A 22,683-nucleotide genomic window follows, 5' to 3' on the forward strand; every position below is an offset into this window, starting at 1 on the left:
ACTTATTCAAAACAATCAATATTCTTTTATTAAATTTGAATATTGTATTTATAAAAAATAAACATTACATTTGCAAACAAACTTTGACACGAACTCATTTAATATAACAAACTTTATAAAACAAAATTTAAACCGTTCGATATAAGGAAATTTTACAAAATTAATACCCAGAGAAAATCAAACTATAGTCTTTAACACTAATAGATAATAAAGTATTACGCTTTTATCTATTTAGTAATTTGTTTGCACAAAGCATTTTGGGCATACCATACACACAAACATATTATATTGAAATGTCAGGAATTTCAGACTTAAATACACAAACAATTAACTTTTACATTTATGACAACAAACAATTTACTTAATTACTTTTTAATTCACCTTAACGGATTAAAGGAAAAGACAAAAACAAGGAAAACCAAAAATTTCGCTTACCTGTGTATAGCCTTTGCTTGCTTTATGATCACCAGTAATGCTACGGCACAAGTAACAATAGGTTCGAACGTCTCACCGGAGGGAGGTTCTGTTTTAGACATCAAGGAGTTTATACCAAAAGGAAATAACCAAACATCAGAGAAAGGTGTGGTTCTTCCGCGCGTACTACTTACAAATAAAAATGAGCTATACCCGATGTATTGGAACACCGCTGCAGGTTCTGAGGTGGCTGAATACACAAATAACAAAGCGGATCTAAAGAGAACGCATATCGGAATGACAGTATTCAATGTAACAAATACCGGCGATTTCGTAAGTGGCGTACACACATGGACTGGTACAGAATGGAGAAAAATAGACGACAGCCCTGTAATACAACCTCAAATTACATCACTAATATGCAGTGGTTCTCAAATGACGCCTAATACCTACACGGCAAGTGTTCCTTTTGAGGGAATACTAAAAGTACCTTATTTAGGAGGAAATGGAGGATCATACTCAGGAACTGCCGCGGAATCAATAGGTAATGGTCTATCGATGGAACGAATTGGGGGCAAACTCGCCTACGGAGGAGGAGAAGTTATGTACCGAATATTTGGGATACCATCAGTATCATCACCAACAGCAACAACTATACCTTCTATCGATTTTTTGGGTCAGAGCTGTAGTAATATAAAAATTGGTGACGGTATGATCGGTATAAACCTCAAAAATTTAACCAGTGATGTTACTATCAGCACAGCTTATAACAGTGTAAATGGTGACCCCTCTCTGGCAGATCAGCTCCCATTCGGAGATATAACAATAACTGAATCTGGTAGTTATGCATTCTCCCTGCGACTTTACGGGCGAATTGGAACAACCTCCCAGAACCGTTTACCATTCTATATATATCTTCAAAAAAATAATAAATCGACACTTATCGATGCTGCTGAAATTGATGTAGTAGTTTTAGGGCTACCAACTAACCAACAAGACTATAGCTATAGTGTAACATTAGGAGGAACATTTGATGCAGGAGATAAGGTTATTATTAGTATGCTTAGACCGGATTTATCGAACTGGACATTAAGACAAGGACTTAGTTCAACTAGTGCTATACGCACCAGCCTTATTTACTGGAAGCTTTAAACATAAAACATTATTAAACAGCAAAATATCGAATAAAGCATATCGATTAACACATTAAGATTAAAATAAAACTACTTAAATAAAAAACTCAGAAAGTTTGTAATACATTAAGTCTATAACTGGAGTTGTCTCTTTCGATGACAACTCCTTTTTTATTGATACAATAAGATTTAACCCTTCCATAAAAAAAAGAGTCATCAGAAAATCCGATGACTCTTTTTGTAATATTTTCTTTGGCTTTATTTCTTTATACCGTTTCTTTCCAACAATGCATTTACAGTAGGTTCTTGTCCTCTAAATTTAACATACAAAGTCATTGGTTCTTCGGTATTCCCTTTCTCTAAAATGTTTTCACGGAACGAACGAGCTGTATCTTTGTTGAAAATACCCGTTTGTTTGAACAATGCAAAAGCATCTGCGTCCAATACCTCCGCCCATTTATAACCATAATATCCGGCAGCATATCCTCCGGCAAATATATGACTGAATGATGTAGACATATTAGTACCTTCTACCACTGGCAACAGAGCCGTTTTATCCATTGCTTTACGCTCAAATGAAATCACATCACCTGTATATGGTTGCTGCAATGTATGCCATGCCATATCAAGGTATCCGAATGATAATTGACGGTAACATAGATATGCCGCATTATAATTGGCTGCATCTACAAGTTTTTTTACAAGATCAGCAGGAATTTTTTCTCCTGTTTTGTAATGAACGGCAAACTTATCAAGATATTCTTTTTCTGTCAACCAGTTTTCCATTATCTGAGAAGGCAGTTCTACGAAATCATGTAAAACGTTTGTTCCTGACAGCGTTTCGTAAGTGCATTTGGTTAGCATACCATGCAAAGCATGCCCAAACTCATGAAGAAATGTTTCTACTTCGTCGAAAGTAAGCAAAGCCGGTTCTGTTTCTGTTGGACGTGTAAAGTTCATTACAATCGTAACAAACGGACGAGAGTCTTTTCCTTTTTCCACATACTGTCCTTTAAATTCAGACATCCATGCTCCCTGACGTTTTCCCTCACGTGGATGAAAGTCTGTATACAGAACAGCCAAAAAATTACCATTCTCGTCTAACACATCAAAGGCTTCTACTTCGGGATGATAAACCTGTATTTTAGTATTCTTTTTAAATGTGATTCCATATAGATCTGTTGCCAGACCAAAAACACCTTTCTTTACATTTTCTAATTCAAAGTAAGGACGTACCAATTCATCGCTTACACTATATTTAGCATCTTTAAGTTTTTCTGAATAGAAAGACCAGTCCCAAGGTTGTAGGTCAATTGCTTTCCCTTCCATTCCTACGGCAAAGCCTTCTACCATCTTCACATCTTCACGAGCCGCCTGTGCATAAGCACTGAACAAGTCGTCCAGCAGACCGTAAACATGCTCCTTATCTTTTGCCATCTTGTTACGTAATGTATAAGTAGCATAGTCAGTATAGCCCAAAAGATTCGCTATTTGCATTCTGGTTTTAGCAATTTCTTTCACATTCTCCTGATTGTCGAACTCTCCTCCGGCTACGCATTTTGTATTATATGCCATATACAGTTTCTGACGAAGATCGCGACGAGTAGAATATTTCATAAATGCGATATAGCTAGGCGCAGAAAGATCGAAGATATATCCCTCTTTTCCTTTAGCCTTTGCTTTTGCAGCAGCAGCATCTTTTACCATCTGAGGTAACCCGGCCAAGTCTGCCTCATCTGTCAGAAGCATCTCAAATTTATTACTTTCTTTCAAAGCATTCTGTCCAAAATCTAAAGTCAATTGGCTCAATTTGGTAGACAGCTCTTTGTATGTATCTCTATCTTTTCCTACGAGTGTAGCCCCGCTATTTTCAAAGCCCCGGTATGTCTTTTCTACCAAACGGATTTGCTCGGGTGTTAGATTTGATTCCAGACGTTTATCATAAACAGCCTTCACTTTTTGAAACAAACCTTCATTCAATGTTATTGAATTGGAATGTTCCGAAAGTTTTGGTTGAATACGCTGTGCTATTTCCATCATCTCATCATTGCTCTCTGAGCTGAGTAGATTAAAGAACACAGACGTTACTCTACTTAACAATTTTCCGGACTCTTCCAAAGGAACGATTGTATTCTCAAAGGTAGGAACCGCCCTGATCATTACTATCTTGTTTATTTCAGCCTGATGCTCTGCTATTCCTTTTTCTATAGCAGGTTCGTAATGCTCGTTCTTGATTTTATTGAACGGCGGTGTATCGTAAGGCGTTTTATACGCCGAGAAAAACGGGTTTTGAGCTTGAATTGTAGTCATAGCTATTGTTAATAATAAAACGAAAAAACACTTTTTTTTCATATAATTCAAATATTTGAGGTTATCAATTATTCTTTATTTAACTTCCATTATCAATTTTACCGATGCATAAATGATTTGCTTGATTGAGTACTCTATTTATCGGTATAGTTTTTAATTAAATAATTCAATGGAAACAGACAAAGGTACAAAAAGTAACACAAAAATCTTACCTTTGCCCATTAAATAAGAAGCCTGAATGGCAAACACGAACAAGAAAGTTAGAGTATTTGATTTTTCCTTTTTAGATTATTATTCAATGGCATACTCAACAGGGCGTGATATAAGAATTTGGATTTGATGGCAAATATCCTTAATTTATTATGCGTATGCTATATAAGACAAAAGTTAAACAACCTCTAAATCGTCTTGAAATATACTTTTTTTAATATTTACACGTTATAAATTAGTAAAATTTACGAACCGATTATGATAGATTATATAAAAGGGGATATTGCTGAACTGACCCCTACTTCCGCTACACTCGAAACACATGGTATAGGTTATTTTATTAACATAAGCTTAAATACATATACCAGTATATCAGGACAAAAGAGTGCCAAATTATACATATATGAGGCAATAAGAGAAGACGCTTACCAGCTATATGGTTTCTCCGAAAAACAAGAACGTGAGCTATTCATCTTATTGATAAGTGTCTCGGGCATAGGAGCAAGCACGGGTCGTATGATTTTGTCGTCGATGACTGTACAGGAATTAACAAACGTGATTGCCTCCGGCAACTCGGATATACTAAAAACCGTTAAGGGCATAGGCACTAAGACCGCCCAACGTGTAATTGTTGACCTGAAAGATAAAATCAAGGTCAGTGGGATTGAATCTGTAGAGATGTTTGCAAAAACAAGTCAGGCCGGAGAAGAAGCCATCGCAGCACTGGTAATGTTAGGCTTTCCTCAGCAGGCTTCGCAAAAAGCAGTATCCAAAATATTGAAGGACAAACCGGACAGCACTGTTGAGCAAGTAATAAAGACGGCACTAAAAATGCTCTGAACATTCACTCTATTTATATTTACCTTGTCGGATTGAAGAAGAAACTTACAAAATATTTGTTTTTTATCACGCTTTTAGTAAGCTCGATCAGTTTATTTTCCGGTATTTACGGAAAAAAGGAAATTCATATTGCCCAAAAAGAAAGCTCTTTCTTAGAAACAAATGATACTGTTCCTCTCTTTCCGGTAAAGAAAACACAGATAGAAACTTATAAAGACCTCAATGCGAATCCTCCGGCAGACCTCAAAGACCCCGACAACCTGAAGAAGTCTGTAGAATATGACCCTGCCAGCGGACTGTATATTTTCCGCACAAAAATCGGAGATCAGGAAATATCCACTCCTTTTTCTTTAAGTTCTGACGAGTATATGGATTACACCCTCAAGCAATCCATGAGTAGATATTTCAGATCTAAAAATGCAGAAGCATACGACAAGAAGGATGAAAAAGATGAGTTTTCGCTGAAAGACATAAAACTAAACTTAGGCCCGGCAGAGCGGCTTTTTGGACCCGGTGGAGTAAAGGTGAGAACACAAGGATACGTTGAAACTACAATGGGCTTTAAGCGAAGTAGTACAGACAACCCTACCCTTTCGGAACGCAACCGAAGTCACACTACCTTTCAGTTCAAAGAAGATATCCAGATGAACGTTACAGCTTCGGTTGGTGACAAAATCAACTTCGGCATGAATTATGACACGAAAGCCTTATTTGATTTCGACTCTAAAAAGCTGAAATTGGGTTACGATGGAAAGGAAGACGAAATAATAAAGAAGATAGAGGCCGGAAACGTAAGCATGAGCACAACAAACTCACTCATCAACGGAGGAACAGCCTTATTCGGTATCAACGCAGAGCTTCAGTTCGGAAAACTACGGATAAATACAGTTATCTCTCAACAGGAGTCTCAGTCGCAGACGGTGAATACAAAGGGAGGAATACAAACAACCGAATTCTCTTTTAAGGCTGATCAATACGACGAAAACAGACACTTTTTCTTGGGATACTATTTCCGTGATAATTACGATAATGCAATGAGTAGAATCCCTTATATCAACTCACCTGTATCAATTACTAAAATGGAAGTGTGGGTTACGAATAGGAGAAGCGACTTTATGCAGTCGAGAAATATTGTTGCCTTTGCCGATATTGCAGAGCGTGACAATATTAAAAACCCAAAATGGATAGGCACAGGCTCTGTAAAGACACCATATAACGCAGCGAATAACCTATATGCTACAATGACCACAGCACACACCAGGGCTAGGGATATTTCGCAAGTAACCAGCGAGTTTAACGGTTATATAGAAAGCGGGCTCGACTATGAAAAAATAGAAAGCGCACGAATGCTTAGTTCTTCGGAATATACATACAACGCTCAACTAGGGTACTTATCTCTAAACTCTGCATTACAAGCCGACGAAGTACTTGCAGTAGCCTATCAGTACACTGTAAATGGAACTACGTATCAAGTGGGAGAATTATCAACAGACATATCTGCCAATTATGAATCGAGCAACCCGAAGTCAGGTGCTTTGTTTGTAAAGTTATTGAAGCCCATCTCTCTGTCTCCACGTTCATATACATGGGACTTGATGATGAAAAACATTTACTCCCTTGGTGCAAGCAATATACAACAAGACCGTTTTAGACTCAACATAGCCTATCAGTCAGACACTTTAGGTACATACATAAACTATCTGCCTGAGGGAAACATTAAAAATCAACTTCTGATAAAGGTGATGAACCTAGACAGATTGAACTCTCAGAATAAAGAAGTTACCCAAAAAGACGGAACAAAAGGCGATGGTATCTTCGACTATCTTGAAGGATATACCGTTCAGTCTCAGAACGGACGCATTATATTCCCTGTGGTTGAACCGTTCGGAAAGCATCTGGCGAATAAAATAGGCAGTCCTATTATTGCAGAAAAGTATGTTTACCAGCAGTTATATGACTCTACACTGACCGTAGCCAGACAAACCGCAGAAAAAAACAAATTTAAGATATACGGTTCATTCAGAGGATCATCGAACAGTAGAGCTGAAATAGACCTGATGTCAACAAACATACCACAGGGATCTGTAAAACTTACTGCCAATGGTATGCTCCTCACCGAAGGAACAGACTATATAGTTGACTATACATCGGGTATAGTCACTATCATAAATCAGAACCTGATAGATTCTGATGCCAACATACAGACTTCGTTAGAAGAACGGTCGCTAGGTATGCAACGAAAAACAATGATGGGGCTGAATCTGAGCTACGATATCTCAAAGAATTTCAACATCGGCGGTACAATTATGCATCTATACGAAAAACCGCTAACGACTAAAACCGTTATCGGTGAAGAATCGGTCAATAATACGTTATGGGGGGTAAACACATCATATAAGACCGAATCGATGTGGCTCACCAACCTGATTGACAAGATACCATTTGTAAATGCAACACAGCCTTCTCAAATCAGTTTTATGGGTGAGTTTGCGCACATGATACCGGGGCATTACCAAAATAAAGATACGGGAGGATTTTCTTATCTCGATGATTTTGAGTCGTCACAATCACGCATCGAACTCAAAAGCCCTTATGCATGGAATCTTGCGTCAACACCAAAAGAGCTGCCTAGATTTGTATACCCACCTACAATCTCAGGGAATAAGCCTTCGGACAGTATCCAATATGCAAAAAACAGAGCCATGTTATCTTGGTTTACCATCGATCCGCTATTTACACGCAAAGGGTCGTCGCTTACACCAAGTTATATAAATAGCGATTCTTTATCAGATCATTATGTCAGGGAAATTGGTATCACCGAGATATACCCGAACCGAGATATCAGACAAACAGAGTCGGCTACAATACCAACATTAAATCTATCGTACTACCCTAACGAAAGAGGCCCTTACAATCTGGATGGAGACAAAATAGATTCGGATGGAAAATTATTAAATCCACGAGATCGCTGGGCGGGCATTACACGCAAAATGGATGTGCGTGACTTCGAAGCGTCAAATATAGAATACATTGAATTCTGGCTGATGGACCCATTTGTTAAAGATTTTTCAAGCTCCCACAAAGGAGGAGACCTTTATTTCAATTTGGGAGAAATATCGGAAGATGTCTTGAAAGATGGGAAAAAGTTTTACGAAAACGGACTACCAGTCAATGATGATCCTACAGCATATACAAAAACTGTGTGGGGAAAAGTGCCGACACGCCAATCTACCGTATATGCATTCGATGATAATCTGGGAGCTATTGCCCGCGAGAAACAGGATGTCGGGTTAAATGGATTGAATCAAGAGGAAGAAAAAACATACGGTGTATATAAGAGTTTCTTGGACGATCTGAGGGCAAAGTTATCCCAAAGCACACTTAATGAAATGACAAACGATCCTTTCTCTCCGCTTAATACGCCATCGGGAGACTTATATCATTTCTATCGAGGCTCAGACTACGACCGCGAGCGAAAAGGGATCCTCGACCGCTACAAATACTATAATGGTACTGAAGGAAATTCGAAACCGACAGATCAGAGTGGTGAAAGGTATTCTACCGCAGCACGTGGCGTTCCCGATGTAGAAGATATAGATCAGGATTACACGCTGAATGAAAATGAATCATATTACCAATATCGTGTATCGCTGAAGCCGGATAGCATGAATGTTGGTCGCAACTATATTGTAGACGAACGGGAGGTAACAGTTCCTCTCCGAAACGGAAAAGAAGAAAAGGTAAAATGGTATCAGTTCAAAATTCCAATTCGCCAAGGGAAACGAATTGGAAATATCAACGATTTCAAGAGCATCCGTTTCATGAGAATGTTCCTGACTGATTTTGAACAACAAACAGTGTTGCGATTCGGAACCTTACAGCTTGTAAGAGGCGATTGGCGTGTGTACGATCAGGACTTAACAAGTGGGGCTAAGATGGGAAATGGTTCTATTGATATTTCGACAGTAAATATCGAAGAAAACTCTGAGAGAAAACCCGTAAATTATGTATTGCCTCCGGGGCTAAGCAGATCCTTAGATCCTGACCAAACACAATTGACCAAAGAAAATGAGCAATCACTATCAATGCGTGTGACAAATCTCGATCCGGAGGATGCACGGGCCATATACAAAAATACATCTTACGACCTGAGACGCTATAAGCGCATACAGTTATTTACACATGCCGAAAATCTTATAAATAGAACGGAACTGGCAAATGGAGACATATCTGTATTTATGCGTTTAGGCTCTGACTACAAGAACAATTACTATGAATATGAAATACCTTTAACAATAACACCCGAAGGTAGTTATGGCAATGGAGACAGGGCTGTGGTATGGCCTAAAGATAATATGTTTGATTTCCCTCTCGAGTTACTGAAAAATATAAAACTAAACAGAAACAGAGAAAAAAGAAAGTCGGGCTCAACGGTATCTTATACAACTCTATACCATGAGTACGATCCTGATAAGCCTAACAACAAAGTAAGTGTAATGGGTAATCCGTCTTTATCGGATGTTTACGTAATCATGATTGGTGTCCGCAACAATTCCAGGTTAACCAAATCGGGTGAGGTGTGGATCAACGAGCTTCGCCTAACCGATTTCGACGAGGAAGGAGGATGGGCGGCTCAGGGTAGCCTGAATGTAGCTCTTTCGGACCTGGGAAACGTAAGTGTTTCGGGACGGAAGGAAACGGCCGGATTTGGGGCGCTGGATCAAAGCCTGATGGAAAGACGACAAGATGACTATCATACATACAGCATAGCTGCAAACATAGATTTGGGACGGTTTTTACCTGAAAAGGCAAAGGTGAGCTTGCCGCTGTATTATTCATACTCCAATCAGACAACAACGCCTAAGTACGATCCGTTCGATCAGGATGTAACGCTGAAAGAATCATTCAGCTTGGTAGAAACGAAAGCCGAAAAAGACTCGATAAAAAGTCTTGCTCAAGAAAAGTCTACCACAAAGAGTATTAGCCTCAACAATATAAAAGTGAATATACAAAGTAAGACACCAATGCCTTACGACCCGGCCAATTTCAATATCGGATATTCATTTAATCAGACTGAGATTAAAAATCCAAGTACAGTCTACGATGTTACTAAAAATTACAACCTGACTTTTGGATATAATTATAGCCCGATAGTGAAAACGTGGGAGCCTTTCAAGAATACAAAAAGTAAATCCGGTGCAGCTAAGTATGCCAAATCACTTGGGTTCAACTATCTGCCAAGTAATATTGCCCTCAATTCAAGAATTACCCGTTATTATAGCGAGACGCTTTTACGTGACATAGAAAGTTACTCATTGGGCGGAAGTAATAATAATGAGTTCTTGTCGTGGAGCCAATCTTTCTTATGGGACAGAGATTTTAATATCAATTGGGATTTTACAAAAAATCTGAAATTCTCATTCCAATCGGGAACAAGAGCCGAAATAGAAGAACCTTACTTACAAGTAAACAAGAAACTTAATAGGAACGACTATGAGATCTGGAAAGATTCGGTTATGCACAGTATCAGAAACTTAGGCAGCCCCCTATCCTATCGCCAGATAGCCAGAGTTACCTATCAATTGCCATTCAAGAACATTCCGGCTACCGATTGGCTGACATCCAATGCCAGCTACACAAGCGGCTATCAGTGGGATCGTGGAGCACAAGTAGAAGGGATAGAGGTAGGAAATACCATAAGCAACAATGTAACCCTAGACTTTACCAATCGCATCGACATGGTTTCTCTATACAATAAATGGGGATTCCTGAAGAAAGTAAACGATCGATTCGATTCGAGGAGAAGACAGTCTCCAAGTCAACGACAGCAAGAAAAGAGACAGCCTGAGAGAAGACGCTTTACACAAGAAATTACGTTGCGAAAAGATACAACATACACCCTAAAGCATGGACTGAATACAAAAAATATACAGGTATCAGCAAAGCTAGACGGTAAGCCATATTCTGTAAAGTTCAAAAAAACAGATACAAATACAATATTAATAACGAATAAGGATTCGGCAAATATCCAGATCATCGTTGAGAGTAAGGTCAATGACCCTAATAGCTCGCAGCTTCTGACTGATATCCTAGATTATTCGGCTAGAGGTTTAATGTCATTACGCACTCTGAATATTAATTACTCGAAACGAAGAGAAACACATCTTTCAGGATTTATCCCAACCATTGGAGATATGTTTGGACAGAAAGATACAAATGAGTACGGGCTTGTTCCAGGTTTGGGTTTTGCATTCGGTCTCGAAGGTGGAGAGAAATTCATCAATAAATCGTTGAGTAGAGATTGGTTGGTGATGGATACTATGAATATCTCGCCTGCGGTATATAACAGTGCTGAAAAGCTGGAACTAAGGGCGCAGATAGAACCTATCAAGAACCTTAAAATAGAGCTTAATGCCAATTACGAAAATAACAAAAGAACTGAAATTCAATATATGTCGAAAGGGATGCCACGCACACTGGGCGGAAACTTCTCTATGACGACCATTGCTCTAAAATCATCTCTTAGAGGCAGCAACTCAAAAAATGATTATCAATCCGATACATTCGACAAATTCTTAGCTTATAAGGAAATAATTAAAAACAGGCTACAAAAACAGTACAACAATGTAACCCTACCCGATGGCTTGGCAAGTGGAAATGCCGCGACAGTGAATGCAAACTCGGGAGACGTACTTATTCCTGCTTTTATAGCAGCCTATACAGGGCGCGATGTAAACAACATCTCCATGTCGGCATTCCCATCTATATGGTCTATCCTGCCGAACTGGAACATAACCTACGATGGCTTAAGCAATATACCTCTTATTAAATCTAAGTTCAGATCGTTGAGGCTGAGTCATTCCTATAGCTGCTTTTATCAGGTAGGAAGTTACAGCTCTTTCTCTGGCTGGCAACAAGCCATAGGCGGAGGTGATGACTTGGGGTATATACGTGATGTACTCGGAGGTAACCCTATCCCATCATCGCCATACAATATATCATCAGTAGGTATTACGGAATTGTTCAGACCATTGATCGGAGCCGAAGGAATACTCAACAATAACATGAATATCAACGCTCAGTACAATAGCGGACGTACACTTACGCTGAACATGTCGTCTTATCAGATCATCGAATATCTCGAAAAAGAATTTGTATTGGGATTCGGTTACCGTATCAATGAATTTAATAGGGTAATAGGATTAACATCCAGAACACCGAAGAATTTCAACAACGACCTGAATATAAAAACAGAGGTATCTTACAAATCATCAGAAGCCTTGTTGAGAAAAATAGAAGAATATTTTACCCAAGCCACCAGTGGGGTTACAGTTTTTACATTAAAGATATCAGCCGACTATACTTTGAGCCGTGCGCTCACCCTAAGAGCATTCTATGACAGGATTTTAAATAAACCGTTGATTTCAGCCTCATCTTATCCAACAACAAACAGTAATTTTGGAATAAGTTTAAAATTTACACTTGTACAATAAAAAATATTGATAAGTTTGCATAAGAAAAAAAAATCATATAAGTTTATTTCCTCAAATGTTAAACAATATCTTACTCTCAATTGTTAAATAGTTGTTCAGTGCAAAGGTTAATGTTTGATAATTATCGCATTATTTAATTGACTAGAGAAGACTGAGGATATTAAGAGAAAATGAAAAAATCGACAATTTGGATACTCGCAGCAATAATGGCTGTAGCATTCTTTGGTCTGTTGTATTTACAAATAACCTATTTACGCGAATCAATAAGATTGAGGAGCGATCAGTTTAATGAAGCGGTAAACCGTAGTTTGGCTCAAATTTCAAGAAATTTGGAACTCGATCAAACAAAAAAATATCTGGATGAAGCGTTCATTGAAACACAGAAGAAGGATGCAGCGGCTTACAATCGCTCTATGGCATTAAGAAATCAGCCACAGGAAGAAACTGTTACACAGCAGCAAAGAACAAAGATGACAGCGCCCGACGGTACAGTCATATATATGGAACACAATGTGACTACGGTACAAACAACACCGCCTAAACAGGTATTCCAGTCGCCCAAAAGCGGTACAAATGCAATCTCTAAAACATTCTTCGACCTACAGGAAGAGCAGATAAAGAGATACCTATATGAAAAAGATATCATGAATGATGTCTTGAACAGGATATTCAAATCGGCAAGTGATGTACCCATAGAAGAAAGGATAAACTTTAAAGATCTGGAGACTAAGATAAAGAATGAATTAAAAAACAATAATATAGAGTTACTTTTCCAGTACGAAGTTGTAGATAAAAATGATAAACCGGTTTATAGGCAACCACGTTTTCTGGATAGAGACAAGAAATATGCATATCAACAAGTACTATTTCCGAATGATCCGCCCAATAAAGTCACCTATCTGAAAGTTTACTTTCCCGATAAAGGGCACTATCTATCAAGCGAGGTATCATTCTTGTATCCGGCCATAATATTTACTTTTATCTTGTTGGTTACATTTATAATAATAATATATATCACATTCCGACAAAAGCGTTTATCGGAAATGAAGAATGACTTTATGAACAACATGACCCACGAATTGAAAACACCGGTATCGACTATATCTTTAGCCGCCCAGATGTTAAAAGACGGGGCTATTACAAAATCACCCGAGGTATTTAAACATATATCCGGTGTAATAAACGACGAAACGGAACGATTGAGTTTTCAGGTAGAAAAAGTTCTTCAGATGTCGCTATTCGAAAAACAAAGAGCTACACTAAAACTCAAAGAGCTGGATGCCAATGACATTGTAGTAAGTGTTGCAAACACATTCCAGATCAAAGTTGAAAAATTTGGAGGAAATCTCGATATCGATTTAGAAGCTACCGAATCTGCAATCGAAGCAGACAAGATGCACATTACAAATGTGTTGTTCAACCTGCTCGATAACGCCGTGAAGTACAGAAAAGAAGATGTTCCTTTGCAACTGATGATTCGAACGTGGAACAGCAATAATAAATTGTACATCGCTGTAGAAGACAATGGTATCGGAATAAAAAAGGAATATGTAAAGAAAATATTCGAACGGTTTTATCGGGTATCAACAGGTAACAGGCATGATGTCAAAGGATTTGGACTAGGACTTGCATACGTAAAAAAAATAATAGAGGATCATAAAGGAACAATAAAAGCCGAGAGTGAGCTGGGGAAGGGCACCAAATTTATAATTTGCCTGCCTATAATGAAGAGTAAAAGTTAGTTAAGCAAAATAAACTGTAAATAAGTAAGTTATGGAAGAGAAATTAAAATTATTTTTATGTGAAGATGACGAAAATCTTGGTATGTTGCTAAGAGAATATCTTCAGGCCAAAGGGTACGACACAGACCTCTACACCGATGGTGAAGTTGGATACAAAGGCTTTGTTAAAGAAAAGTATGATTTGTGTATATTGGATGTTATGATGCCTAAAAAAGACGGTATCACTCTTGTGAAAGAGATCAGAGCAATCAATACAGAAATACCTATCATATTCTTGACAGCCAAAAATATGAAAGATGATATTCTGGAAGGATTCAAAGCCGGAGCAGACGATTATATCACGAAACCATTCAGCATGGAAGAACTTGTTCTTCGTATCGAAGCAATCTTCCGTCGTGTGAAAGGTAAAAGAAGTAAAGAGCAACAGCTTTACCAGTTTGGTAATATGAACTTTGATACTCAAAAGCAAATTTTGACCATCAATGGCGAAAGTACTAAACTTACAACAAAAGAAGCAGAACTTCTTGCTCTATTATGTGCTCATGCCAACGACATTCTGGAAAGAAATCATGCCCTAAAGCAAATTTGGGTGGACGATAACTACTTCAACGCTCGTAGCATGGATGTTTACATCACGAAGTTGCGTAAGCTATTGAAACCTGACCCAAGTATTGAGATCATCAATATACACGGTAAAGGTTACAAACTGATAGCTCCGGTAAACGAAGAAGAAAGCGCAGAGTAATAATTGCAATTATATATGAGAGGCTAGTGATAAAATATTATCATTAGCCTTTCTTTTTTAGCTAGGCTTTCATTAATTCTATAACCATTGCAAGAGGCAGCAAAAGCATTATCTACATCAATCCAAAGGACTAAAATTAACAAGTGAATAAAGATGGAGAGTATGTCTTTTTAACTCATACTTTTTTTATTTGTGCATTATCAGTGTCTTATATCTCATTTTTTTACTAATTTTGCACCCTGAATTGAATTGCTTATATAAATTATAAATATTGAAAATGAAAGCATTTGTATTCCCAGGGCAAGGAGCTCAGTTTGTAGGAATGGGTAAAGACCTGTACCAAACATCTCCTGTTGCTAAAGAAATGTTCGAAAAAGCGAATGAGATTTTAGGGTTCCGCATAACAGATTTAATGTTTAACGGTACTGACGAAGATCTCCGTCAGACTAAAGTTACTCAACCGGCTATTTTCCTCCATTCGGTAATATTGGCTAAAACAATTGGCGATGAATTTAAGCCAGATATGGTTGCGGGTCACTCTTTAGGAGAGTTCTCTGCTTTGGTTGCTGCCGGCGCCATGTCTTTCGAAGATGGTTTAAATCTTGTTTATAAACGTGCTCTTGCTATGCAGGAAGCATGCGAAATGAATCCGTCTACAATGGCTGCAGTGTTAGGATTGCCAGACGCTAAAGTAGAAGAGATATGTGCATCTATCAAGAACGAAGTAGTTGTACCGGCTAATTATAACTGTCCCGGACAGGTGGTAATATCAGGTTCTAATGCAGGTATTGATGCTGCATGCGAATTGTTACTTGCTGCCGGAGCAAAAAGAGCTCTTAAGCTGAAAGTAGGAGGAGCATTCCACTCTCCATTGATGGAGCCAGCAAAAGTAAAATTGTCGGAAGCTATAAACAATACAATTATCACAGTCCCTACATGTCCTGTATATCAGAATGTGTCTACAGTAGGAGAAACAAATCCTGCCGTTATAAAGGACAATTTGATAGCACAATTAACAGCACCTGTAAAATGGACTCAATCTGTAGAACATATGGTTGCAGATGGAGCTGTTGAATTTGTAGAGCTTGGACCAGGTAATGTTTTACAAGGTCTTGTGAAGAAGATAGCACCACAGGTATCAGCAACAGGCAAGCAACAATTGGTTAGCTGCATTTAAAAAAAATAAATCAAAATGGCTTTTTTTTCAGGAAATAAACAAGCCGACGATCAAGATGAAACAGCTAAGAATATTTTTCTGTTCGAACTCGTTCAGAGAAATATTCTTGTTACAGGATCTAACGGACAGTTGGGAAATGAGATAAGACGAATATCGGCTAATCATGAAAACAACTTCCGTTTCTTCTTTACAGATGTAGCAGAGCTGGATATCACCGATCTTAGATCTGTAGATTTCTTTATAAAAGAAAATAATATAAAGTATATTATCAACTGTGCAGCTTATACAGCTGTAGATAAAGCAGAGGATGATGTAGATTTATGTTATAAAATCAATCGTGACGCTGTTGCCAATTTAGGGCAGGCAGCAACAAACAACAAAGCTAAAGTTATACATATATCCACAGACTATGTGTATGATGGCACAGCAAACAAACCTTATGTTGAGACTGATACGGTAAATCCTCAGTCTGTATATGGTAAATCGAAGCAAGAAGGTGAAGCTGAATTATTGAAAGCTTGTGCTGATAGTATTATCTTACGAACTGCATGGTTGTATTCCATTTTTGGAAACAACTTTGTGAAGACAATGATAAAGCTTGGCAAAGAACGCGAAACACTAAACGTTGTAGCCGACCAGAGAGGAACACCTACCAATGGAACAGATCTGGCCAAAACAATTGTAAAAATACTTGATTTCAGTGAAGCCAACGGATTTAAACCCGGTATATACCATTACTCCAATGAGGGGGCTACTACCTGGTACGATTTCACATTAGCAATCCACAAAGAAGCGGGTATCAATACATGCAAGGTGAACCCTATAACGACCGAACAATATCCGGTAAAAGCCACAAGACCTAAATATAGTGTACTGGACAAAACCAAGATAAAATCTACATTCAACCTTACTATCCCTAAATGGGAAGAAAGTTTAAACAATTGCATCAAAGAATTGTTATCTATTTGAACTTATTTAATATACAATCACATTCTAGCTACTAAAATGAAAAAGATTTATCTTTTCAGTTTTATATTTTTTGTCACAATCGTATCCTGTCAGAATAAACAGTCTGAAAACAAGCAAGCTCAGTTGGATACCTTAAATGTTGAGCTTTCAGAAACCCAGTTAAGCAATAAGGCCGATAGCATGGATTTGACGAATATCGCCCGACTGACCGAAAAAGAGTATACCGATCTGCAATTGTTCAACGTTAAAGGTTTAGAAGGTTACAGTGCCGAAGATTTATCGATGGGGCGCATTTTACTGGCGAATGATAATGGTAAAATATTGACCGTACTAGTGATAACAGATGGTGAAATAACCGAATATTTGTTAAGCTACGACAAAAGCGGAAACCTGCAAGATAATCTACTTGTCGCTTACGAAGATATGGTAGAGTATTACAGCGAAGTATCAACAAAGATAAACAGTAAAGAGATTATTGTTCAGACTATAAATTTCACCTATAGTGACAGCGATGATGACCAAGTGGAGAAATCAGATACTGCTTTTGTGAAATATCAAATCACTCCCGAGTTTAAATTTATAGCGAATTAGCATTTCTTATATTAAAGAATAAAATCAACAGAGGTTTTCGTACAAAGAGAACCTCTGTTTTTTATTTATAGGTAATCAATAATATTGTGCTCTGACGTTTGACTATCGATATCAGAACCTTGTATTTTCTAATTATTAAATTGTCTTATATTAAAGTTCTTTAGTATTATTGAATAAAGAAAAAGGTGACAACAAATAATATACTTAAAAGTGTTACTTTTGTTACTTTTTCCGTTTAATTTGTTTTATATATGGAAGTTAAGAGAAAGGGAGTAAAATCCTTAAAAGATATACCGGCCGAAGTATTGCAACAACTGAATCTAGGTACAATAGAGTCGGTTAATCTAACAGAGTGGTTGGCTGTTGACCAAAATGAGCTTTTGAAAAACGTTTTGCCTGAAAAATATGCGACGGCTTGTTTATCAGAACTTGATGTGTTGGAAAAAGCGAGCACAATGCAAACAATACGCAGGATCGGAGAAACACTTTTGAGAGAAACGCTTCGAGAAACAGATAAGAAGTTGTTCAAAGAACTTAAAAGTCACATATCCGATAATGTACGCTGTTGGGCTGCCTATATGATAGGCTTAGACAAGTCAATATCTTTTGCCGATAAACTGGAAGCAATCAAAGATTTTGCCGCCGATGGTAATTTTGGGGTAAGAGAGATTGCATGGATGGCCGTTCGTGAAGATATGGATCGCAATATAGAAAATGCTATACCGATATTATTAGCATGGACTAAAGACAAAGATCATAACATTCGCCGATTTGCATCAGAAGCAATACGCCCGAATGGAGTGTGGAGCAAGCATATCGATAAACTGAAGCAACAGCCCGAAATTGCTTTACCAATTTTAGAAGCACTAAAGTCGGACTCTGAAAAGTATGTACAGGATAGCGTAGCCAACTGGTTGAATGACGCAAGTAAAACCCGTCCCGATTTTGTAATTGCTGTTACAAGCAAATGGGAAAATAATAATCCGACCAAGGAGACAAAATATATAATCAAGAAGGCACTTAGAACGATTAACAAGAAATAAGAGATTAAAAATGAAAAGAACTACATATAATATAGTCATTATATTATTGTTTCTGAATATCCTTTCGCTAAGAGGGCAAGAGGCAATAGTTCCCGATTTGCAAAAATTGTATGAATATACAGACTCACACTTTGTTGATCTGAGAGCAAAACAGCAACCATTGATCGGAGTCTCTGCAAGCCGGACAAGCAACGGAGGATCGAGTGTGCCCGGAACATATATAGAAGCTATTCTCAAAGCCGGAGGACGCCCTCTTATCATTCCTGTGATGACAAAAGGAACAGTACTGAGAGATATCGTAAAGGATCTTGACGGATTAGTAATGACCGGCGGTGAAGATTTCAACCCGCTATACTACAAAGAGCAAGCTATCCCGGATATGAATGACATAGATTCTATCCGCGACATTTACGATTTGGTACTTTTAAAGTTGGCGACAGACCGCAACGTCCCTGTATTGGGAATATGTAGAGGAGAACAGGCAATCAATGTTGCCTTTGGAGGAACACTCTATCAAGATATTCCCACACAGCATCAGAATAAAAGTGTAAAACATAGGCAAAGTGAGCCGAGGGAAATAGGAACACATAAAGTTTCTATTGCAAAAGATTCTCAGTTGAATAAGATACTTGGAGAAACAGAAGTATTTGTCAACAGCTTCCATCATCAAGGTGTAAAAGATGTAGCTCCCGGATTCAAATTAGTAGCAACAGCAGAGGATGGCATCGTGGAAGCGATAGAAGCCTATCCGGATAGAAGAATAATAGGCGTACAATGGCATCCCGAAGGACATGTAGCCGGGGGAGATACTACGATGCTGAAATTCTTTAAATTCATAGTTTCTGAAGCCGAAACTTTCCGAAAAGCAAAAGAACTACATCAACATATATTTTCTATTGATACTCATTGCGACACTCCTTTAGAATTCAAAAAAGCAGGATTCGATATCGGAAAAAGAGAAAACAATCAGGTGAATGTTTCTAAGATGGATGAAGGTATGCTAGATGCTATTTTCTTTGCAGCTTATACAGCTCAAGGAAAACGGGATAAGGTTTCATCACAGGCTGCCATCGACAAAATAGAAGGATTGATAAAGAGTATTCATTCACAGGTAGAAAAAAATAACGATATCTGTGAAATAGCTTATACGACAGATGATCTTGCTAGAATAAAAAACGGAGGCAAGAAAGCCATTTTCATAGGAATAGAAAATGGTTATGGAATAGGAAAAAATATTGAGAATATTGCCCGATTCAAGAAAATGGGAGTGAATTATATTACGCTTTGCCATACCAAAGACAATGATATATGTGATACATCGAGTGATACTACACGTGAATGGAACGGGTTAAGCCCCTTTGGGAAAGAGGTAATAAAAGAAATGAACAGACTAGGTGTCATTATTGACATATCACATGTGAGTGAAAAGACTTTTTGGGATGTCATCAAACTGTCTACTCAACCTATTATCGCTTCTCATTCGTCAGTACAAACACTATGCTACCATGACCGAAACCTTACGGACAAGCAAATGCTGGCTTTAGCCAAGAACGGAGGTGTTGTGCAAATATGCTTGGTCGATCTCTTTGTGAATAAAGACAGAAAGAAAGCATCCCTCACTGATGCTATAGAGCATATCAATTATGCCGTAAAGATTGCCGGAATAGATCATGTAGGCATTGCTTCCGACTTCGATGGTGGTGGCGGGCTTATGGGTTGCAATGGCAGCAATGATATGATTAATATTACGATGAAGCTTTTAGAGAAAGGTTACTCGGATGAAGATATCGCTAAGATATGGGGAGGTAATGTCCTTAGGGTAATGAATGCTGTTCAAAAAGGAGCACAAAAGTAAGTAAGGATAAATAGAACTGCCTGAAAGGAAATAAAGGATTTACTCTTCACTGTCATCCTGAGTTGAAACGAAGGATCTCATCTCTTATATACAAGATGTTTCGCTTCGCTCAACATGACAAAAGACTTCGAAACTCCCTTTCAGTCAGTTCTATTTAGTATCTAATTGTTCAAATATTTTTTAAGAACTCACACAAAGCCTTTGTAGCTAATGCTCTGTGACTTACGCTATTCTTCACGCCTGACCCCAGTTGGGCAAATGTCTGATCGTATCCATCAGGCTGGAAAACAGGATCATAACCAAACCCTGCGTCTCCCCTTTCTTCGGTGATAATACTACCCTTCACCTTTCCTTCGAACAGATATTCTTTGCCATCCAATATCAGTGCTATCACAGTTTTGAACTGTGCTTTCCTATTAGTAGCACCATCAAGCTCTTTAAGCAGCTTTTTCATATTTGCCTTCGAGTCATGATCACCTCCTCCATAACGGGCAGAGTATACACCCGGAGCACCATTCAAGGCTTCTACTTCCAGTCCGGTATCATCTCCGAAGCAGTCATAGCCGTATTTATCTTTTACGTAGCGGGCTTTTATCAGAGCATTTTCCTGCAATGTTTCTCCCGGTTCTTCAATATCTTCGTGGCAGCCGATATCTTTTAGGCTGAGTATATCAAAGCTGCTTCCAACAACTGCTTTTACTTCTTCGAGCTTATGACTGTTGTTGGTAGCAAAAACTAATTTTCTTCTCATTTTTTATCTTTTGAATTATAAGCCTCTAAAGCTTTTTCTAATACAGTAAGTGCCTTCGCTAAATCTTCTTTATTAAGTACATAAGCAATACGCACTTCATTTTTCCCAAGTCCCGGCGTAGTGTAAAAGCCGGAAGCGGGAGCCATAAATATAGTTTGTCCTTCGTATTCGAAATCGGACAAACACCATGCGCAAAAGTCGTCAGAATCTTCGACCGGCAATCGGGCAACAGTATAGAATGCACCCATAGGTATAGGAGAATATACTCCCGGAATACGGTTGAGCCTATCTATTAAGAACTTCCGTCTCTCTACATACTCTTCGTATATGTCGCGTATATATTCCAGAGAAGCATCCAGAGAGGCTTCCGCTGCTATCTGACCGATAAGTGGCGGACTAAGACGAGCTTGACACAGCTTCATTACGGTTTTGCGAAGCTCCTTGTTCTTGGTAATCAAAGCACCGATACGGATACCGCATTCGCTATATCGTTTCGAAACAGAGTCGATCAGTACGACATTCTCCTCAATTCCAACAAGGTGGCATGCCGAAACATAAGGTGAGTTGGTATATATAAAGTCACGATATACTTCGTCTGAAAACAGATAGAGATCATATTTTTGAACCAAATGTTTTATCTGATTCATTTCGGTACGAGAATACAGGTAGCCAGTCGGATTATTCGGGTTACAAATAAGGATACCTTTAGTCCGCTCATTAATAAGCTCTTCGAATTTCTCTACAGGAGGTAGTGCAAACCCCTCATCGATAGTAGAAGACACAGTACGGATAACTGCTCCTGCTGATGCTGCGAACGCCATGTAGTTGGCATAAGCAGGTTCGGGAACTATGATTTCATCCCCCGGATCGAGACAGGCCAAGAAGGCGAACAATACCGCTTCCGAGCCGCCTGTGGTAATAATAATATCATCGGGAGATACATTAATATTATATTTTGCATAATATCCTATCAACTTTTCACGATAAGAACGGTAACCATCACTGGGACTATATTCTAAGATCGTGCGGTCTATATTCCGAATCGCTTCGAGAGCTTCTTCCGGTGTCGGTAGATCGGGTTGACCGATATTCAGATGGTAAACTTTTAGACCTCTAGCCTTTGCAGAGTCTGATAAGGGAGCCAATTTTCTGATTGGCGAATTTGGCATATCTATTCCTCGTTGCGAGATACTTGGCATAATCGAATATGTTATTTATACAATTTTACAATGAAGCACAAATATACGAATTATAGGAAAACTTATACCCGGAATGCAAAAATAGATTTTTGGTTCTGTGAGTTAGATATATACAACGTTATGCATTGAATATCAAACAATGTTAATAAGCTTATTCTATTCAAACAACAAAAAGGCAGGTATTTACCAGAAAAAGAAATATATTTGCTTT

Annotated in this window: 13 protein-coding genes; 10 read left to right on the top strand and 3 right to left on the bottom strand. The window is 38.3% G+C overall.

All coding sequences use genetic code 11. The features are described 5' to 3' along the window. The first annotated feature begins 342 nt into the window (after positions 1-342). Positions 343-1,566 (top strand): hypothetical protein, encoded by a 1,224-nt coding sequence (locus HMPREF9456_RS07730; protein WP_006842939.1) that lies wholly within the window; start codon positions 343-345, stop codon positions 1,564-1,566. Between the two features lie 239 nt (positions 1,567-1,805). Here HMPREF9456_RS07730 and HMPREF9456_RS07735 read toward each other — a convergent pair whose 3' ends face one another. Further along, complete coding sequence (locus HMPREF9456_RS07735) at positions 1,806-3,857, bottom strand: M3 family metallopeptidase (RefSeq protein ID WP_018074859.1); 2,052 nt, start codon at positions 3,855-3,857, stop codon at positions 1,806-1,808. A gap of 468 nt (positions 3,858-4,325) precedes the next feature. On the opposite strand from HMPREF9456_RS07735, the gene ruvA reads away from it, so the two are divergent. The 9 genes from ruvA to HMPREF9456_RS07780 all read left to right on the top strand — a co-directional run bounded on the left by ruvA (position 4,326) and on the right by HMPREF9456_RS07780 (position 20,522). Then, positions 4,326-4,907, top strand: coding sequence for a Holliday junction branch migration protein RuvA (gene ruvA, locus HMPREF9456_RS07740; protein WP_006842941.1), 582 nt, complete (start codon positions 4,326-4,328; stop codon positions 4,905-4,907). A 32-nt stretch (positions 4,908-4,939) separates the two neighbouring features. Beyond that, positions 4,940-12,400 (top strand): T9SS outer membrane translocon Sov/SprA, encoded by a 7,461-nt coding sequence (sov, locus tag HMPREF9456_RS07745; RefSeq protein ID WP_018074860.1) that lies wholly within the window; start codon positions 4,940-4,942, stop codon positions 12,398-12,400. Between the two features lie 170 nt (positions 12,401-12,570). Next, a complete protein-coding gene (locus HMPREF9456_RS07750; RefSeq protein ID WP_006842943.1) occupies positions 12,571-14,142 on the top strand; it encodes a sensor histidine kinase in 1,572 nt (523 codons plus the stop codon). Positions 14,143-14,173: 31 nt separating this feature from the next. Beyond that, positions 14,174-14,887 carry a response regulator transcription factor RprY gene (rprY, locus tag HMPREF9456_RS07755; RefSeq protein ID WP_006842944.1) on the top strand — a complete coding sequence of 238 codons (714 nt, stop codon included), beginning with the start codon at positions 14,174-14,176 and terminating at the stop codon, positions 14,885-14,887. Between the two features lie 277 nt (positions 14,888-15,164). Beyond that, positions 15,165-16,064 (top strand): ACP S-malonyltransferase, encoded by a 900-nt coding sequence (gene fabD, locus HMPREF9456_RS07760; protein WP_006842945.1) that lies wholly within the window; start codon positions 15,165-15,167, stop codon positions 16,062-16,064. A 15-nt stretch (positions 16,065-16,079) separates the two neighbouring features. Next, on the top strand, positions 16,080-17,033 hold the full coding sequence (gene rfbD, locus HMPREF9456_RS07765) for a dTDP-4-dehydrorhamnose reductase (RefSeq protein ID WP_006842946.1): 954 nt from the start codon (positions 16,080-16,082) through the stop codon (positions 17,031-17,033). Between the two features lie 36 nt (positions 17,034-17,069). Beyond that, complete coding sequence (locus HMPREF9456_RS07770; RefSeq protein WP_006842947.1) at positions 17,070-17,624, top strand: hypothetical protein; 555 nt, start codon at positions 17,070-17,072, stop codon at positions 17,622-17,624. A 251-nt stretch (positions 17,625-17,875) separates the two neighbouring features. After that, positions 17,876-18,667: a DNA alkylation repair protein gene (locus HMPREF9456_RS07775; RefSeq protein WP_006842948.1), complete on the top strand. Its 792-nt coding sequence runs from the start codon at positions 17,876-17,878 to the stop codon at positions 18,665-18,667. 10 nt (positions 18,668-18,677) lie between these two features. Then, positions 18,678-20,522: a fused gamma-glutamyl-gamma-aminobutyrate hydrolase/peptidase gene (locus HMPREF9456_RS07780; RefSeq protein ID WP_006842949.1), complete on the top strand. Its 1,845-nt coding sequence runs from the start codon at positions 18,678-18,680 to the stop codon at positions 20,520-20,522. Between the two features lie 169 nt (positions 20,523-20,691). Here the strand turns inward: HMPREF9456_RS07780 and HMPREF9456_RS07785 are convergent, their stop codons facing one another. After that, positions 20,692-21,273 carry a non-canonical purine NTP diphosphatase gene (locus HMPREF9456_RS07785; protein ID WP_006842950.1) on the bottom strand — a complete coding sequence of 194 codons (582 nt, stop codon included), beginning with the start codon at positions 21,271-21,273 and terminating at the stop codon, positions 20,692-20,694. Beyond that, the gene (locus HMPREF9456_RS07790; protein WP_006842951.1) at positions 21,270-22,472 is read right to left on the bottom strand and encodes a pyridoxal phosphate-dependent aminotransferase; all 1,203 of its coding nucleotides are present in this window, start codon (positions 22,470-22,472) and stop codon (positions 21,270-21,272) included. Before HMPREF9456_RS07790 ends, HMPREF9456_RS07785 begins: the two co-directional genes overlap by 4 nt. Positions 22,473-22,683 lie beyond the last annotated feature (211 nt).

Origin of the sequence: Dysgonomonas mossii DSM 22836, assembly GCF_000213575.1 — a bacterium.
In the GTDB taxonomy this organism is placed as follows: Bacteria; Bacteroidota; Bacteroidia; order Bacteroidales; family Dysgonomonadaceae; genus Dysgonomonas; species Dysgonomonas mossii.

Bases quoted from the DNA above. Each gene is read 5' to 3' on its own strand.
- rprY (WP_006842944.1), top strand. From the start codon at position 14,174: ATGGAAGAGAAATTAAAATTATTTTTATGTGAAGATGACGAAAATCTT.
- HMPREF9456_RS07770 (WP_006842947.1), top strand. From the start codon at position 17,070: ATGAAAAAGATTTATCTTTTCAGTTTTATATTTTTTGTCACAATCGTA.
- HMPREF9456_RS07775 (WP_006842948.1), top strand. From the start codon at position 17,876: ATGGAAGTTAAGAGAAAGGGAGTAAAATCCTTAAAAGATATACCGGCC.
- HMPREF9456_RS07750 (WP_006842943.1), top strand. From the start codon at position 12,571: ATGAAAAAATCGACAATTTGGATACTCGCAGCAATAATGGCTGTAGCA.
- rfbD (WP_006842946.1), top strand. From the start codon at position 16,080: ATGGCTTTTTTTTCAGGAAATAAACAAGCCGACGATCAAGATGAAACA.
- HMPREF9456_RS07730 (WP_006842939.1), top strand. From the start codon at position 343: ATGACAACAAACAATTTACTTAATTACTTTTTAATTCACCTTAACGGA.
- HMPREF9456_RS07780 (WP_006842949.1), top strand. From the start codon at position 18,678: ATGAAAAGAACTACATATAATATAGTCATTATATTATTGTTTCTGAAT.
- HMPREF9456_RS07735 (WP_018074859.1), bottom strand. From the start codon at position 3,857: ATGACTACAATTCAAGCTCAAAACCCGTTTTTCTCGGCGTATAAAACG.
- fabD (WP_006842945.1), top strand. From the start codon at position 15,165: ATGAAAGCATTTGTATTCCCAGGGCAAGGAGCTCAGTTTGTAGGAATG.
- HMPREF9456_RS07790 (WP_006842951.1), bottom strand. From the start codon at position 22,472: ATGCCAAGTATCTCGCAACGAGGAATAGATATGCCAAATTCGCCAATC.
- ruvA (WP_006842941.1), top strand. From the start codon at position 4,326: ATGATAGATTATATAAAAGGGGATATTGCTGAACTGACCCCTACTTCC.
- HMPREF9456_RS07785 (WP_006842950.1), bottom strand. From the start codon at position 21,273: ATGAGAAGAAAATTAGTTTTTGCTACCAACAACAGTCATAAGCTCGAA.